Origin of the sequence: Sphingosinicella sp. (assembly GCF_052388015.1) — a bacterium.
Lineage (GTDB): Bacteria > Pseudomonadota > Alphaproteobacteria > Sphingomonadales > Sphingomonadaceae > Allosphingosinicella.
On the sequence record NZ_JBQTIN010000045.1, the window covers coordinates 25,523 to 40,746 of the forward strand.

Annotated in this window: 12 protein-coding genes and 1 pseudogene; 6 read left to right on the forward strand and 7 right to left on the reverse strand. The window is 67.3% G+C overall.

From position 1 onward, the window contains the following. Positions 1–47: 47 nt before the first annotated feature. Both ACT4N3_RS04145 and ACT4N3_RS04150 read left to right on the forward strand, forming a co-directional pair. Complete coding sequence (locus ACT4N3_RS04145; protein ID WP_444853946.1) at positions 48–371, forward strand: integration host factor subunit alpha; 324 nt, start codon at positions 48–50, stop codon at positions 369–371. 16 nt (positions 372–387) lie between these two features. Next, a complete protein-coding gene (locus ACT4N3_RS04150) occupies positions 388–762 on the forward strand; it encodes a MerR family transcriptional regulator (protein WP_444853947.1) in 375 nt (124 codons plus the stop codon). Here ACT4N3_RS04150 and ACT4N3_RS04155 read toward each other — a convergent pair. Together ACT4N3_RS04155 and ACT4N3_RS04160 are read right to left on the reverse strand one after the other, a co-directional pair. After that, positions 759–1,286, reverse strand: coding sequence for a SixA phosphatase family protein (locus ACT4N3_RS04155; protein ID WP_444853948.1), 528 nt, complete (start codon positions 1,284–1,286; stop codon positions 759–761). The two genes, ACT4N3_RS04150 and ACT4N3_RS04155, sit on opposite strands and share 4 nt — an antisense overlap. Beyond that, positions 1,283–3,979 (reverse strand): ATP-dependent DNA helicase, encoded by a 2,697-nt coding sequence (locus tag ACT4N3_RS04160; protein WP_444853949.1) that lies wholly within the window; start codon positions 3,977–3,979, stop codon positions 1,283–1,285. The genes ACT4N3_RS04155 and ACT4N3_RS04160 overlap by 4 nt, the downstream gene beginning before the upstream one ends. A 37-nt stretch (positions 3,980–4,016) precedes the next feature. Between ACT4N3_RS04160 and ACT4N3_RS04165 the strand changes: the two genes are divergently transcribed. Then, on the forward strand, positions 4,017–5,603 hold the full coding sequence (locus ACT4N3_RS04165; RefSeq protein ID WP_444853950.1) for a lysine--tRNA ligase: 1,587 nt from the start codon (positions 4,017–4,019) through the stop codon (positions 5,601–5,603). A gap of 210 nt (positions 5,604–5,813) precedes the next feature. Further along, positions 5,814–8,603, forward strand: coding sequence for a TonB-dependent receptor (locus tag ACT4N3_RS04170; RefSeq protein ID WP_444853951.1), 2,790 nt, complete (start codon positions 5,814–5,816; stop codon positions 8,601–8,603). 84 nt (positions 8,604–8,687) lie between these two features. Here ACT4N3_RS04170 and ACT4N3_RS04175 read toward each other — a convergent pair whose 3' ends face one another. After that, positions 8,688–9,182, reverse strand: coding sequence for a GNAT family N-acetyltransferase (locus ACT4N3_RS04175; RefSeq protein WP_444853952.1), 495 nt, complete (start codon positions 9,180–9,182; stop codon positions 8,688–8,690). Further along, positions 9,179–9,319 carry a hypothetical protein gene (locus ACT4N3_RS04180; protein WP_444853953.1) on the reverse strand — a complete coding sequence of 47 codons (141 nt, stop codon included), beginning with the start codon at positions 9,317–9,319 and terminating at the stop codon, positions 9,179–9,181. Before ACT4N3_RS04180 ends, ACT4N3_RS04175 begins: the two co-directional genes overlap by 4 nt. A gap of 111 nt (positions 9,320–9,430) precedes the next feature. On the opposite strand from ACT4N3_RS04180, the gene ACT4N3_RS04185 reads away from it, so the two are divergent. Further along, a complete protein-coding gene (locus ACT4N3_RS04185) occupies positions 9,431–10,096 on the forward strand; it encodes a hypothetical protein (protein ID WP_444853954.1) in 666 nt (221 codons plus the stop codon). 311 nt (positions 10,097–10,407) lie between these two features. Here ACT4N3_RS04185 and ACT4N3_RS04190 read toward each other — a convergent pair. Further along, positions 10,408–11,336 (reverse strand): annotated as a pseudogene (locus ACT4N3_RS04190) (IS1595 family transposase). An 84-nt stretch (positions 11,337–11,420) separates the two neighbouring features. Beyond that, on the reverse strand, positions 11,421–13,010 hold the full coding sequence (gene purH / locus ACT4N3_RS04195; RefSeq protein WP_444853955.1) for a bifunctional phosphoribosylaminoimidazolecarboxamide formyltransferase/IMP cyclohydrolase: 1,590 nt from the start codon (positions 13,008–13,010) through the stop codon (positions 11,421–11,423). A gap of 47 nt (positions 13,011–13,057) precedes the next feature. Here purH and ACT4N3_RS04200 point away from each other — a divergent pair, with 47 nt between their 5' ends. After that, on the forward strand, positions 13,058–13,486 hold the full coding sequence (locus ACT4N3_RS04200) for a cupin domain-containing protein (RefSeq protein ID WP_444853956.1): 429 nt from the start codon (positions 13,058–13,060) through the stop codon (positions 13,484–13,486). Here ACT4N3_RS04200 and ACT4N3_RS04205 read toward each other — a convergent pair whose 3' ends face one another. Further along, a complete protein-coding gene (locus tag ACT4N3_RS04205; protein ID WP_444853957.1) occupies positions 13,487–15,220 on the reverse strand; it encodes a heparinase II/III family protein in 1,734 nt (577 codons plus the stop codon). Positions 15,221–15,224 lie beyond the last annotated feature (4 nt).

The following is a 15,224-nucleotide window of genomic DNA, read 5'->3' on the forward strand; positions in this document are numbered from 1 at the left end:
GCTCAAGCTGCTCTATTGCAACGGGAAGACGCTTCAGGGGGACTGTGATGGCGGACGCAGGGATGATCCGAAAGCCCAATGCGGGCACATTGACCCGCGCCGACCTCGCCGACCTCGTCCATCGCGAAATCGGCCTGTCGCGGACCGATTCGGCCGGCATCGTCGAGCGCGTCCTGCACCATATGTGCGCGGCGCTGGCGAACGGGCAGAACGTCAAGGTCTCGGGCTTCGGCAGCTTCATCCTGCGCGACAAGGGCCAGCGGATCGGCCGCAATCCCAAGACCGGAGTCGAGGTGCCGATCGCGCCGCGGCGGGTGCTGACCTTCCGCGCTAGCCAGATCATGCGCGAGCGGATCGCCCAGGGCGATTAGGGGCGAGGGCGCTCCTGTGGCGAGCCTCGGAGGCAAGAGCGACCAGGCCTTCCGGACGATCGGCGAGCTCGCCGCCGAGCTTGGCTTGCCGCAGCATATCCTGCGCTATTGGGAGACGCGTTTCCCGCAGCTGAAGCCGCTGCAGCGGGCCGGCAACCGCCGCTATTACCGGCCGGACGATGTCGCGCTGGCGCGCCGCATTCACCGCCTGCTGAGCGAGGAAGGCTATACGATCCGCGGCGTCCAGCAATTGCTCAACCGGAAGAGCAACGGCGAAGCGGCGCCGGAGCCGGTCGCGGCGACGCCGTCCGCCCAGCACGCCGCCTTCCCGCTGGAGGAGCTGCGCACGATCCGCCGCACACTGGCGGACGCGCTCGCCGCCGACGCCTAATCCTCGTCCGCTTCGGACCCGTCCTGCAGATCGCGCGGCCGGAGGAAAAGGACGATCCGGCCCGGCTTTTTGAGCGACGACCAGCGCTCGATGGGCAATTCGATCTCGGTCAGCGCGCCTGTCGGATATTTGGCGGTGATCGCATCATGCTCCGGGCCTGCCATGCCGAGCCGCAAGGCGAGTTGCTGGAAGCCCGGATTGTGGCCGACGATGAGCAGCCGCTGGTACCGATTTGCCGTCTCGCGGATGAAGGCGAGGAGCGTTTCCGGCGGCGCGAGATAGAGATCCTCGTGGAAATTCACCGCCATCCGGCCGCCATAGCCCTCGGCGACCAGCGCCAGCGTCTCCACCACCCGCGCCGCCGGCGAGGCGAGGATATGGTCGGCGGCGAGGCCGAGACGACGAAGTTCACGCCCCATCGCCAGCGCCGCCCCTCGCCCGCGCGAGTTGAGCGGACGGTCGAAGTCTCGCACGCCCGCCGGATAGTCCGACTTGGCGTGACGGAGTAGGAACAGCGTCTTCATGCTTCGACGCTATCGGCCGCCGCATCGGCCGGCGCGAGCAGCGCCCTCACGCGCGCAATCGCTTCGTCGAGCGGCAGCCGCGTGACCCGCACGCCAGGCGGGAAGGCCCCAAGCAGGCGCGACGGGGTGGCAGCGGAGAGCAGAACAAAGACGCCGCGATCGTCCTGCCGGCGGATCAGCCGGCCGAAGGCCTGGGCGAGCCGACCGCGCACCAGCCGGTCGTCATAGCCTGAGCCGGCCGCCGCCCGCCGGGCCGCGTGGAGCACCGTCGGGCGCGGCCAGGGGACGCCTTCCATGATCACCAACCGGAGCGATTCGCCGGGTACGTCGACGCCGTCACGCAGCGCATCGGTGCCGAGCAGGCTGGCGCGCGGATCGTCGCGGAAGATGTCGACCAAGGTGCCGGTGTCGATCGGGTCCACATGCTGGGCGAAGAGCGGCAGGCCGGCGCGGGCGAGCCGGTCGCCGATCCGCGCCTGCACCGCGCGCAGCCGCTGGATCGCGCTGAACAGGCCGAGCGCGCCGCCGTCGGCCGCCTCGATCAGCCGGGCATAGGCACCGGCCAGCGCCGGTATATCCCCCTTCCTGATATCCGTGACGATCAGCACTTCACTGTTCGTGGGATAGTCAAACGGGCTCGGCGTGGCGAAGCGCTCGACCGGGGCGCCGAGATGCGCCGCGCCGGTGCGCGCCTCGGCGCTCGCCCAATCCTCGCCATCGCGCAGGGTCGCGGAGGTGACGAGCACGCCATGGGCCGGCTTCAGCACCGTTTCGGCGAGCGGCCGGGTCGGGTCGAGCCAGTGGCGGTGGAGGCCGACATCATATTCGCGCCCCTCGACCCGGTCGACCGCGAGCCAATCGACGAAATCCGGATCGGCCGGCCCACCGATCCGGGCCGCGAGCGCGATCCAGCCGGCCAGCGTCTGGCAGCGCCAGGCGAGGCCGCCGATCGCCCCCTCGACCCGCGCCCGCGCCTGCGCGTCGAGCCAGTCCGGCGCCGCCTCGATCACCGCTTCAAGCCGGCCGCCCAGCGCCACCAATGGCCGGTGCAGCCGCTCCAGCGCCTCAGCGGTCCCTGCCGCGGCCTCGATCAAACTCGCGTCCGGCTCGGCGAGCTCGGTTTCCAACCCATAGCCCGCGTCCTGCGCGGTGGCGCGGGCATAGACCTGCGCACGGACCGCTGAGAGCAGCGCTTCTGCCGGTCCGAAGGGCGCGCCCTCGGCGAGACGCTGGAGCCAGCCGTCCGAAGGCAGCGCGCCCGCCGCCACAACCGCCGCGTCCAGCGCCGCCGCGCCGGCTTCGTCATAAGAGGCGACGTCCATCAGCCGCGCCGCGAGGCCGCGCCGCCGGCCGCGGCTCTTGCCCTCCGGCCCCATGATCCAGCGGCGGAGCTCGATCGTCTCCTGCCCGGTGAGGGCCGCGGCGAAGGTCGAATCGGCCGCCTGAAAGAGATGATGGCCCTCGTCGAAAACGATCCGGCTCGCCACGCCTTCCTCTCGCGCCCGGGCCGCATTGACCATCATCAACGCATGGTTCGCGATGACAAGGTCGGCGTCGCGGCTGGCCCGCGTCGCGCGTTCGATGAAGCATTTCCGGTAATGCGGGCAGCCGGCATAGACGCATTCGCCGCGGCGGTCGGTCAGCGCGGTGGCGCCGGCCCGGCGGAAGAGCGAGGTCAGCCAGCCGGGCAGATCGCCGCCCGCCATGTCGCCATCCTTCGTGTAAGCGGCCCAGCGCGCGACGAGCTGGGCAAGGATTGCGGCGCGGCCGGCGAAGCCGCCCTGCAACGCGTCCTCCAGGTTGAGCAGGCAGAGGTAATTCTCCCGCCCCTTGCGGATCACGATCCGCCGCTTGCGCTCCTCGGGATCGGGGAAAAGACGCGCACCCTCGCGGTCGAGCTGGCGCTGCAACGCCTTGGTGTAGGTCGACACCCAGACCGCCCCGTTCGCCTCCGCCGCCCACAGCGAAGCGGGAGCGAGATAGGCCAGCGTCTTGCCGATCCCCGTGCCGGCCTCGGCGAGCAGCAGATTCGGCCGGTGGCGGTCGGAACGCGGCGCGAAGACTTGCGTGGCGGCCGCGGAGAAAGCGCGCTGGCCCTCGCGCGGCTCGGCCTTCGCGCCGACGAGCGTCTCCAATCTGGCCAGGGCCGCCTCGCCTTCCACTCGCACCGGGCGCGGCTGGCCGCGTGCGTTTGCCTCCTCCCATTCCGGCAGGCGCGAGAAGAGCCAGCGCTCGTCGCGTTCCGGGCGAGCCAGCCGGGCCGAAACCGCCGCCGCCCAGGACCAGCGCAGCCGGTGCAGCGCCTGCGCCGAAGCCCAGGCGCCCTCGCGCTCCGGCCAATCGCCCTCCAGCGTCGCCAGCAGCTTCGCCGCCGCATCGCGCAGGAAAGAAGCAGCCGCCGCATCATCCGCCGGCACGGGAAGGTCGAGCGCGTCCGCGATCCCCTTCGGCGTCGGAACGGCGAAGCGGGCCGGATGGACGACGGCGAACAATTCGAGCAGATCGAGCCCGTTCAGCTCCGGATAGCCGAGCCGGCTGCCGACCAGCGGCGCGTTGAGCAGGATCAGCGGCGTTTCCGCCGCCCGTGCGATCGCCGCGCCGCGCCCGATCGCCTCAATCCGGCCGTCGCCATGGGCCAGCCAGATGCCCGCATGGGTTGCGTGCAGCGCCGGATAGGGCAATGAGCCCGCCATCCGCCTCGCATGGACCGGCCGGAACGAAAGGACAACAGTGGCGCTCGGCGACATCCTCAGCGAAGCCGCAAAGGTCAGCAAGGCCTGGCCATATGAAGAGGCACGCAAGCTGCTGAAGCGCCATCCGGACGGGCCGCCGGCGAGCGGGATCGTGTTCGAGACCGGCTACGGCCCCTCGGGCGTGCCGCATCTCGGCACCTTCCAGGAGGTGGCGCGCACCCTGATGGTCCGCCACGCGCTGACCGAGCTGGTCGACTGGCCGAGCCGGCTGATCGCCTTTTCCGACGACATGGACGGGATGCGCAAGGTGCCGCCGGGCGTGCCGCATCAGGATATGATGCACGCGCATCTCGATCAGCCGCTGAGCAAGGTGCCGGACCCGTTCGGCTGCGGCCATGCGAGCTATGCCGACCACAATAATGCGCTGCTGCGCCAGTTTCTCGACCGGTTCGGGTTCGATTACGAGTTTATCGCTTCGTCGGAATGCTATCGCGCCGGCCGGTTCGACGAGACGCTGAAGTCGGTACTGCGCCACTATGACGCGATCATGGGCGTGATGCTGCCGACGCTCGGCGAGGAGCGGCGCAAGACCTATTCGCCGGTGCTGCCGATCAGCCCCACAAGCGGTGCGGTGCTGCAAGTTCCGATCGAGGTTCTCGATCCGAAGGCCGGCCTGGTGGCGTTCGAGGACGAGGGCGGGCGGATCGAGCAATCGATCCTCTCCGGTGGCGCCAAGCTGCAATGGAAGGTCGATTGGGCGATGCGCTGGGTCGCGCTCGACGTCGATTACGAGATGTCGGGCAAGGATCTGATCGATTCGGTGACGCAGAGCTCGAAGATCGCCCGGATCCTCGGCGGGCGGCCGCCCGAGGGCTTCCATTTCGAGATGTTCCTCGACGAGAATGGCGAGAAGATCTCCAAGACCAAGGGCAATGGCGTGACCATCGACCAATGGCTGGCCTACGCGCCCGAGGAGAGCCTCGCTTTCTACATTTATCGCGACCCGAGGAAGGCAAAGCAGCTCAGCTTCTCGGTCATCCCCAAGGCGGTCGACGAATATGACCAGTTCCTCGCCGCCTACCCGGCGCAGGAGATCGACAAGAAGCTCGGCAACCCGGTCCACCATGTTCACGCCGGTGCCCCGCCACCCGCACGGATGCCGATCAGCTTCGCGCTGCTTCTGAACCTCGTCGCCGTCGCCTCGACCGACGACAAGGCTTTGCTGTGGGGCTTCGTCCGCCGCTACTGCCCCGAAGCCTCACCCGAGACGCATCCCGAACTCGACCGGAGGCTCGACTTCGCGCTCGCTTATTTTCGCGACTTCATCGCCGACTCGCTCGTCCACCGGCCACCGAGCGAGGTGGAGGCGACGGCGCTCCGCGATCTCGATGCCCGCCTCGCGGCCTTGGCCGAGGACGGCGACGCCGAAACGATCCAGGCCGAAGTCTACGAGGTCGGCAAGGCGCACCCGTTCGAAAATCTGCGCGACTGGTTCAAGGCGCTCTACGAAACCCTGCTCGGCACCAGTCAGGGGCCGCGCATGGGCAGCTTCATCGCGCTTTACGGGATCGACAATACGCGCAAGCTGATCGCCGAAGCGCTTGGTCGTCCTGATCGGCCTTAGCGCCCGCCAATCCGACCGCAAGTCATGCCGCGGAGGAAGTGGCCTTGCCGTAGCGGCAGGCGGAAATTAAGGTTTCCTATTGCAACCAACCTGTTGCTCCTTTGCAATAAGGGCATCGAGCATGGCGGGAAACTGCCGTTTTTCGGCTGGCGGAACGATCCCAAGCGGATTAGCCTCGCCGCAAACAAACCAATATCTTGGGAGGGGTGCATGTCGAAGACCTTTTGGCTGCTGTCCGCAGGCCTGACCGCGCTGGCGACTCCGGCTTATGCGCAGGGTGGAGCGCAGCCGGCGCAGACCGCCGAGAATGACGACGCGATCGTCGTCACCGCCCAAGGCCGCCGCCAGCCCCTCCAGGACGTGCCGCTCGCCGTCTCCGCGGTGAACTCGGAATCGCTGCAGAACAGCGGCGCGAACGACATCAGGCAGCTCAACCAGCTCGCCCCGTCGCTGCTCGTCTCCTCGACCGGCACCGAGGCGAACGGCTCGGTGCGTATCCGCGGCATCGGCACCGTCGGCGACAATCCGGGCCTCGAAAGCTCGGTCGCGGTATTCATCGACGGCGTCTACCGTTCGCGCTCGGGCATCGGCCTCAACGAGCTGGGCGAAGTGGAGCGCATCGAGGTGTTGCGCGGCCCGCAGGGCACTTTGTTCGGCCGCAACGCCTCGGCCGGCCTGCTGCACGTCATCACGCAGCGGCCCCGGTTCGAGTTCGGCGGCATGGCCGAAGTGACCTACGGCAATTATGATTATATCCGCGGGCAGGCGGCGATTACCGGACCGATCACCCAGCAGCTCGCCGCCCGGCTGGACGCGGTCTATGTCCGCCGCGACGGCTTTTACGACGTCGTCAATCCGACCGGCGGGACAGAGAGCCAGGTCAACAATCGCGACCGTTTTTTCGTTCGCGGCCAGCTCCTGTTCGAACCGAGCGACGATCTCTCGATCCGGATCATCGGCGACTATTCGCGACGCGAGGAATCCTGCTGCGGCGCGGTCTATGTCGAGACGCGCGAAACCTATGATCCGACGCCGACTGTCGTCAACGGCGACTTCGCCTATCGGCTGCCCGGCGAAGGCGGCTCGCCGAGCGGCAACCGGATCGTCGACATCTTGGCCAGCCTGGGCGGGGTCCTGCCTTCCGTCGGCAACCCGTACAACCGGCTGATCTCGATTACGCCCGGCCGCACCTATGAAGGCGACACGCGCGACTGGGGCGCGTCGGCCCAGGTCGACTGGGATCTGGGCGGCGCGCGGCTGACCTCGATCACCGCCTATCGGCGCTACCGTTCCGAGCAACCGGGCGACGTCGATTATAACAATGTCGACATCCTGTTCCGGGCAGACGACGGCAACGCCTTCCGTCGCTTCGAGACCTTCACCCAGGAGCTTCGGCTCCAGGGCCAGGCGTTCGGCGGCCGGCTCGACTGGCTGGTCGGCGCCTATTTCGCCAGCGAAGACCTGCAGGTCCGCGACAATCTGCGCTTCGGCACCCAATATGGCGCCTTCGCCTCCTGCCGGCTGGTCGCCAACGTCAGTCCGAACCCGGCGCTGCGCAACCCCGCGTTGCCGGGCTGCATGAGTCCCGCCGGCCGTGCGACCCTGACCGGCGCGTTCGGCGCCGCGGCGCCGATCATCCTCGCCGGACTCGATCGCCTCAGCACGGTCAACAATGTCGGCGACAACAACGCCAATTATTTCCAGGACAGCCGCAACTGGGCGATCTTCACCCACAACATCTTCAACATCACCGATCAGCTCGCCCTCACGATCGGCCTCCGCTACACCAGCGAGAACAAGGATTTCTCGGCCACCTTCAACAACAACAACACGATCTGCCCGACGCAGCAGGCCTTCTTCTCCCCCTTCCTCACCGGCGGCGCGGCGGCGCTTCCGGCGGCGCTTCAGCCGCTCGCCGCGGGCATCGTCAACCTGACCTGCCAGGGAAATTCGTCGAGCTCGCTGAACGCGCTCAACCTGGTCGACGAGCGCGACGAGGACGAATGGACGGGCACCGGCGTGCTTTCCTTCCGGCCGAACAACCGGGTCCTGCTCTACGCCAGCTACAGCCATGGCTATAAGGCGGGCGGCTTCAACCTCGATCGTTCGGCGCTCGGCTCGCCGATCTTCGCGCCGGGCGATCCACGCCAGTTCGGCGGCCGCAACGCCGGCTTCAACACCGCCAACCTCCAGTTCGACGCGGAGACGGTGGACGCCTTCGAGCTCGGCTTCAAATATACCGGCCGCAACTGGCTCATCAACATCGCGGCCTTCCACCAGAGGTTCAGCAACTTCCAGCTGAACACGTTCAACGGCTCGGTCTTCCTGGTCCAGAACATCAATGGCTGTGGCGCCGATCTGGGCACGACCGATTCCGACGCCAGCAACACGACCGGCGCCTGCGCGGCGGACGATGTCGCGCCCGGCGTGCTGACCACCGGCATCGAGGTGGAGGCGGTGATCAATCCGGCGCCGCACCTCCAGATCACTGGCGGCGTCACATGGGCCAACACGCGCTACCGCGACGATCTGGTCGGCCGGGACACCGGCACGCCGCTCGATTCGGCCTTGTTCCTGCTGCCCGGCGACAATCTGTCCAACGCGCCTTCGACGGTCGTGACCGGATCGATCGCCTGGACGCCGCCGATCCCCGGGACGAACCTTTCGGCGCTATTCTACGTCGATGCGCGATTGAGCTCGAACTACAACACCGGCTCCGACCTGTTCCCCGAGAAGGAGCAGGACGCCTACGAGCTGGTCAATGCCCGCATCGGCATCCGCGGCCCCAACCAGCGCTGGTCGGTCGAGCTGTGGGCGCAAAACCTGTTCGACACCGACTATCAGCAGGTGGCGTTCAACGCGCCTTTCCAGGGCGGCAACAGCCGCGCCCAGGTGCAGGCGTTCCAGGGGCCCGGAGGTTTCGGCACCGCCAACCAGCTGTTCGCCAGCTTCTTGGCCGAGCCGCGGACGTTCGGCATTACCGGCCGCTTCCGCTTCTGAGCCGGCAGCGAACGGAAAAAGCAGGGGCCTCGCCGGCGACGGCGGGGCCCCTTTCTTTGGCGATTGTATAGATTGCAAACACACCTACAGAGCTTGGAACATCACAAGCGCATCCACGTAACCGAGTGACGGGTGACGAAATGCGAGGGGTAGACGCCCGACGATTCCGAAGCCGAGCGCCTCCCATAATCGGACCGCGCGTTCATTCGTACTCACCACGAAGTTGAACTGCATACCCTTGAAGCCTCGCTCCCGCGCACGCTCCAGAGAGTGCAGGCACATCGCGCGAGCAATGCCACGGCCAGAGGCGGCGGCGCTCGTCATATACCCGCAGTTACAGATATGATTGCCCCCGCCGCCCTGATTGGGGCGCAGGTAGTAGGTGCCGAATATCCCTTTTCCCACTTCGGCCACGAAGGTTTCCCGATCTTGCGCCAGCCAATAGGCCAGCGCTTCATCTTCCGGCATGTCTCGATCCAGAGCGTAGGTTTCTCCCGCGCGGATCGTTGGGCCGATTATGCTCCAGATTGAGGAGGCGTCGTTGGGATTGGCGAGCCGGACTTGCAACGCGGAAGTCACTCTGGTTTGTCGTCCTTGGGCTTTTGTGTCGCGATCCTTTTCAGCCGCTCATCCCAGCGCGCCTCGTCTTCGTCGCACTCATGCTCGCGGGCGGCGGCCTTGAACTTGTCGCTTTGGCTGGGCGTCGGCGTGTCCATGCCCGCCTTCTAGCATTTCGAGGCCGGTTGGTCCAAACGCGCATTTGCGGGGATAGGACGGCCATCCGACAAGCGCGCCATCACACCGGAGCCCGACCGGAGCGGGGGTGAATGGCGGACAGGCCATCGGATGCTGACTTTGCGCAATGGCTGAAGCCGAAGGACGCCCTAGAGCGGCTGCCGGCCGATTGGCCGTTCAAGACGAAGCGAAACGCGATAATCGGGCGGATCGCGGATGGCTCGATCATTGCTAATGCGCGCAGTGCCATCATCCGAGATCGCCGAGGGGTCCAGCGCATCAGCCTAAGCCCCATTGACCCGAGATTTTGGGCCGAGCCTTTCAATATTGGCGACCGCGACTTCTGGGTGACCGGCGACATAACCTTCGACGACACGCCACCGATTCAACTGGTCTATGTTGTCACCCTGGACGATCGGCCCCGCGACGAGAGTCCCACGATTATCGCCACATTCAAGGACGTGCGGATCGAGCCGACGAGCTTCGCCCGAGAGTTTGAGGGCTATCTGCAAGCCGAGCCGGTAGAAGATAGTGATGAGGAGATAGAACGGGGCAAGCCCCTTGCGGCCGCCGAAATGGAGCGGTTCGCTCGCCTCTACCTAGAAACGTGGGCAGATGGCGCAACCGAGATGAAGGCGCTTGCTGCGATCCGCGCCTGTTATCCGGACAATGGCATCGGGCGCGACGTGTTCCTCGCAAAGTTCCGCGAATTACGAGGCCCCGGAAAGCGCGGAAAACCGCCAATTCGCGGAAAATGATCCGCGAATAACGCCGCGATTTAGCCCGCGAATTTTCGCCCAGCTACGCCCCGTCTGCGGGCCTAGCTTGGTGCGGCGGCGGAACTGCTAGTCCAGACGCTCCGGGTTCGATTCCCGGTAGGTCCACCGACAGCGAGAAGCCGCCGAGCCCTATCGGGATCGACGGCTTCAATCGCTGGTGCGACGGACTGCTAGTCGGTGTCGATCATAGCGGCAGCTTCAACTGGCGTCCACGTCTAGGCTCGGGCTGCCGGTGCGACTTGGTGTGCCAGCGCTGATAGCCCTTCCGACTGCGCCCGACCGCCTCCGGCTTAAGCGGCTCCCCGACTAGTGCTGCTATAGGTGAGACGCTTGCCGACGATCCCGCGCATGGCCTCAACGGAACGCTCGTGATCGTCGATCCCGTTGGCGGCACGGTTAGAATATCGGAAATCGAACTCGGCCAGATAACGGTGAAGATGCTTCTCGCCGCAGTGCTGATAGACGCCCTTCATGCCCCGCTTGAAGATCGAGAATAGCCTTCGATGGTGTTGGTGTGGACCTCGCCCCGGCCATATTCGCCCCGGCCATGCGAGACGAAATCATGGGCGGCGAAATCGTTCTGAAGGTGCCGATACTGGTTGGCTTCGTCGGTAATGACGTGCGCCTCAGCAGCGATGTTGTCGCGGACGATCGGCACGATGTGAGCGGCGGAAACGTTGTCCACCACCATCGCCCGGCTCCGCCCGGTCGAGCGGTCAACCAGCGCCAGCACCTTCATCTTATGGTGGAAGGCGCGCTTCTTCTCAGCGCCCTTCTTCTGGCCGATGAAAGTCTCGTCGACCTCGACGATCCCGCCAGCGCCGCCAAACGGGGCAAGGTCGCCCGAGCGCATGGCTTCGCGGATGCGATGGGCGAGGAACCAAGCGGTTTTGTAAGTGACCTCTAGGATGCGATGAAGCTGATGGGCCGAAATGCCCTTCTTGGAACTGGTCATCAAATAGACCGCCTGAAGGGCCTTGTTCAGCGGGAGGCGGGCGTGCTCGAAAACGGTCCCGACCTTGACCGTGAACTGCTTTTTGCAGTCGCCGCAGCGCCACAGGCCGAGCCGGATGCGCTTCTCAGGATTGGCCGTCACCTTCGTGATCCGGTCCACGCCGCCGCAATGCGGGCAGGCTCGACCGTCCGCCCAGATGATGCGCTCTAGGTGCTCGAAAGCCTTGGCTTCGTCGTGAAATTCAGGGCGGGAAAGAACGGACATTCGGGCTTGCTCCTTGCCCGATTCTCATAGCAAAACCTGTCCGTGTTTGCAAAGTATATAATCGCCCTTTCTTTTGCCTCAGGGTCAGTGGCGGAAGTGGCGCATGCCGGTGAAGAGCATCGCGAGCTCCGCTGCGTCGGCGGCGGCGATCACCTCTTCGTCGCGGATCGAGCCGCCCGGCTGAATCGCCGCCGTCGCGCCCGCCTCCGCAGCGGCCAGCAGCCCGTCGGCGAAGGGGAAGAAGGCGTCCGAGGCAACCGCGGAGCCGATCGTGCGCGGGGCGCTCCAGCCCGCTTTCTCCGCCGCTTCCTTCGCCTTCCAGGCGGCGATACGGGCGGATTCGAGCCGGTTCATCTGCCCGGCGCCGATCCCGGCGGTGGCGCCATGCTTCGCATAGACGATCGCGTTCGACTTCACATGCTTGGCGACTGTCCAGGCGAACAGGCAATCGGCGCGTTCCTGCGCGGTCGGCGCGCGCTTCGTCACCACGCGCAGCGCCGCCGGATCGATCCGGCCATTGTCGCGCGACTGGACCAGCCAGCCGCCGGTGATCGACCTGATGGCCAGCCCGCCCCGCTCCGGATCAGGCAGCGCACCGGTGAGCAGCAGGCGCAGATTCTTCTTCGCCGCGAAGACGGCGCGCGCCGCCTCGTTGGCATCGGGTGCGACGACGACTTCGGTGAAGATGGCGGCGATCGCTTCAGCGGTCTGGCCGTCGAGCGGCCGATTCAGCGCGATAATACCGCCGAAAGCGGAGACGGGGTCGCATTCGAACGCGGCCCGATAGGCCTCGGCCAGCGTCGCGGCGGTCGCGACGCCGCACGGATTGGCGTGCTTGACGATGACGCAGGTCGGGGGCGCGTCGCGGAACTCGGCAACCAGCTCCAGCGCCGCATCGGCGTCATTGTAATTGTTGTAGCTGAGCGCCTTGCCCTGGACCTGGGCGGCCTGTCCGATGCCGGGTGCGGCGGGACCGACATGGGCGTAAAAGGCCGCCTGCTGGTGCGGGTTCTCGCCATAGCGCAACTCGGCGCCCCGCTTCAGGATCAGCGGCAGCGTTTCCGGGAAAAGCTGGCGCTGGTCGGCGAAGCCGAACCAGCTCGCGATCATCGCATCATAAGTCGCGGTCGCCGAAAAAGCCTTCGCTGCCAGTCGTTTGCGAAGATCGAGTGACGTCATGCCGTCATTCGCATCCAGCGCCGCGATCAGATCGCCATAGTCGGCCGGATCGGTGACGATGGTGACGAAGGCGTGGTTTTTCGCCGCCGAGCGGACCATCGACGGTCCGCCGATATCGATATTCTCGATGATCGCGTCGCGATCCGCGCCGCGCGCCACGGTCTGGACGAAGGGATAGAGGTTCACGACCACCAGATCGATCGCGCCGATGCCATGCTCGGCCATCGCCGCCGCATGGGCCGGATCGTCGCGTACGCCAAGCAGGCCGCCATGGACCTTTGGGTGAAGCGTCTTCACCCGCCCGTCCATCATCTCCGGAAAGCCGGTGAGATCGGAGACGTCGCGCACATCGAGACCGGCCTCGCGCAGCGCCTTGGCGGTGCCGCCGGTAGAAACCAGCTCGACGCCATGGCGCGCAAGCGCCTGGCCCAACTCGACCAGCCCGGTCTTGTCCGACACCGACAGCAAAGCGCGCCTGATCTTGACCTCGGTCACTTCTCGTCCCTTCAAAGCAGCGACGAGCCATGTCGAGGGAGAGGACGATGAGCAAGATGCTAGGCGCCACATATTTGCTGATGGCGCTGCCGGTCGCGGTCTCGGCCGCCGGCCAGGAGGCTTCGCCACCGCAAACCACCATTCTCAATCGCGCCTCCTCGACAATCACCGGTCAGCCGATCGCCATGCCGGCGCCCGCGCTCGAGGTCGTGATTTCGCGCACCGAAATTCCGGCCGGCGGCGCATTGCCGATGCACCGCCATCCCTGGCCGCGCTATGCGATCGTCGAGAGCGGCCGGCTTCGGGTCCGCTACGAGGAGGCGGGACTGGTCCGCGAGTTCGGGCCTGGCGAGGCGGTGATCGAAGCGATCGGCCAATGGCATGAGGCTCAGGTCGTGGGCGCGGAGCCGGTACGGATCATCGTCATCGATCATGTTCCGCCGGGCCAGACCAACCTGATCCGACGCCCGAACTGATCAGCGCGCCCGCGCCAGCTCCCAGGAGATGGTCATGCCGTCGGCCGGCGCTTCGCTCGCGATCGCCAGCATCAGGGTGGCGTGCGGGCGGGCCGCGCCGTCGATCCAGACGCTGTCCTCGATCTCCAGCCGGCCGCCGCGGCAGCGGAACTGCCAGACCCCGCCGCCAGCCAGGCGAAGCAACGCCCCCTGGCCGTCGGCGGTGGTGATCGCCTCGACCGCCGGGTGGAGATGGAAGCGCACCGCGACCGGAATGACGTCCAACTTCCGCCGCCGCCGCGCCGCGGGAAACAGCCGGTCCTCGCCGGAAAGCTGGCGGCCGTCGGCGCTGAGGGCAAGCCGCCGCTCGTGGACCAGGCCGAAGCGCCGCGCATAGCCGTCATGACACGCCTCGGCGCGCGGCGCGCCGCCGGTGTCGTCGCGCGACGCCTCGACCTCGCCCACGCCCTTGCCCAGTGAGCCATCCTCGTGGATCGCGGTCGAGTTCTTGTCGCCCAGCGTCAGCGTCGAGCATGCGGCGGTGGTCCTGAGCGCGAAAGCGAGTTCCATGGGCAACGCGCCGCGCGCCGTCCCTTCTCCGCCGCAATTGACGATCAGCCGGTGCGGGCCGTCGCTGAGTTCGAACGCCAGGGTCGAGGCCGCGCCGCCGGCGAGCGCGCGCTTGGGCGGCGGTGGAGCGGCATCGAAGACGAGGACAGTCGTGCGCGCTTGCAGATGCTGATAGCCCCAGCCCCGCGCGCGCCGGAGCGGCCTCACCTCGCCGCCGGCCGCGTCCAGCGCGGCGGCGACGCGGCGGCGATCGGCCATGTTGCCGCCCTGCCAGCTCGACAGCGCCTCGTCGCCGAGGGTCGCCGCGAGCAAGGCCGCCGCGGCGGCGCCCAGCGCCTCGCCGAGCCAGCCCGGCACGTCGCGCCGGGCGGCGAAATAGACGGCGCGCAGCTGGCCCAAAGTCTCGACAAGATCGACCTGCTGGATCGGCGAGCGGCTGATCAGGCCGCCATCGTCGTGCAGCGAGAGGCGAAGCGCGCGCGCCAGGCCGGCCTCGCCCGACGCCAGCCGCGCCGGCCCGCCTTGGAGCACCAAAGCCGAAGCGATCACCCCGGCCCAGCTGGCGATCCGGCCGACGCCGAGAGGCGCGCGGTCGGCCGTCCGCTCCAGATGGCGCGCGCCGCGGGCAAGCGCGCGCAACACCGCCGAGCGATAGACCGGATCGCGGGCCGAGAGGATATAGGGGGCGTAAGCGAGCCAGAAGAGCGTGCGCCGGCCGGCGAGATCGGCGCGCCAGGCCGGCTCCGACACCTGCTCGCCATGCACGGCCAGCCAGCGGCGCATCACCGCCTCGGCCGTCTTCATGCCGTGCTCGCGCGTGGCCGCGGCGGCCAGATCGCGCAGCCAGGCAAAGGACTGGAGGTGATCGACCAGATCGGCGGGGAGACTGGCGTCGGCGAAATCCAGCTCGTCGAGCCCCCGCTCCCCGTCCCGCCAGACGAAACGGCCGGCCAGCAAGGCCTCGCCGCGCGCCTTGTCGCCCGCCACCGGATCCTTCGGCACCGCGACGAGCCGCAACGGCATCTTGCCGCGCAGCCGCACCTGATGGATCGGCGTGCGCCACATGAAGCGCTGGAGCCGGTAGCCCATCCGGCCGAACCAGCTTTGGCCGGCGTCGTCGACCCGGATCAGCCTGCGGCCCGGCGCGATCTCGGTCTCGCCGTCGTCGACTTCGACCGGGTCCATCCGG

Excerpts from the sequence above, each read along its gene's own strand:
- ACT4N3_RS04145 (WP_444853946.1), top strand. The coding sequence starts at position 48 with ATGGCGGACGCAGGGATGATCCGAAAGCCCAATGCGGGCACATTGACC.
- ACT4N3_RS04155 (WP_444853948.1), bottom strand. The coding sequence starts at position 1,286 with ATGAAGACGCTGTTCCTACTCCGTCACGCCAAGTCGGACTATCCGGCG.
- ACT4N3_RS04160 (WP_444853949.1), bottom strand. The coding sequence starts at position 3,979 with ATGGCGGGCTCATTGCCCTATCCGGCGCTGCACGCAACCCATGCGGGC.
- ACT4N3_RS04170 (WP_444853951.1), top strand. The coding sequence starts at position 5,814 with ATGTCGAAGACCTTTTGGCTGCTGTCCGCAGGCCTGACCGCGCTGGCG.
- ACT4N3_RS04180 (WP_444853953.1), bottom strand. The coding sequence starts at position 9,319 with ATGGACACGCCGACGCCCAGCCAAAGCGACAAGTTCAAGGCCGCCGCC.
- ACT4N3_RS04185 (WP_444853954.1), top strand. The coding sequence starts at position 9,431 with ATGGCGGACAGGCCATCGGATGCTGACTTTGCGCAATGGCTGAAGCCG.
- ACT4N3_RS04200 (WP_444853956.1), top strand. The coding sequence starts at position 13,058 with ATGAGCAAGATGCTAGGCGCCACATATTTGCTGATGGCGCTGCCGGTC.
- ACT4N3_RS04205 (WP_444853957.1), bottom strand. The coding sequence starts at position 15,220 with ATGGACCCGGTCGAAGTCGACGACGGCGAGACCGAGATCGCGCCGGGC.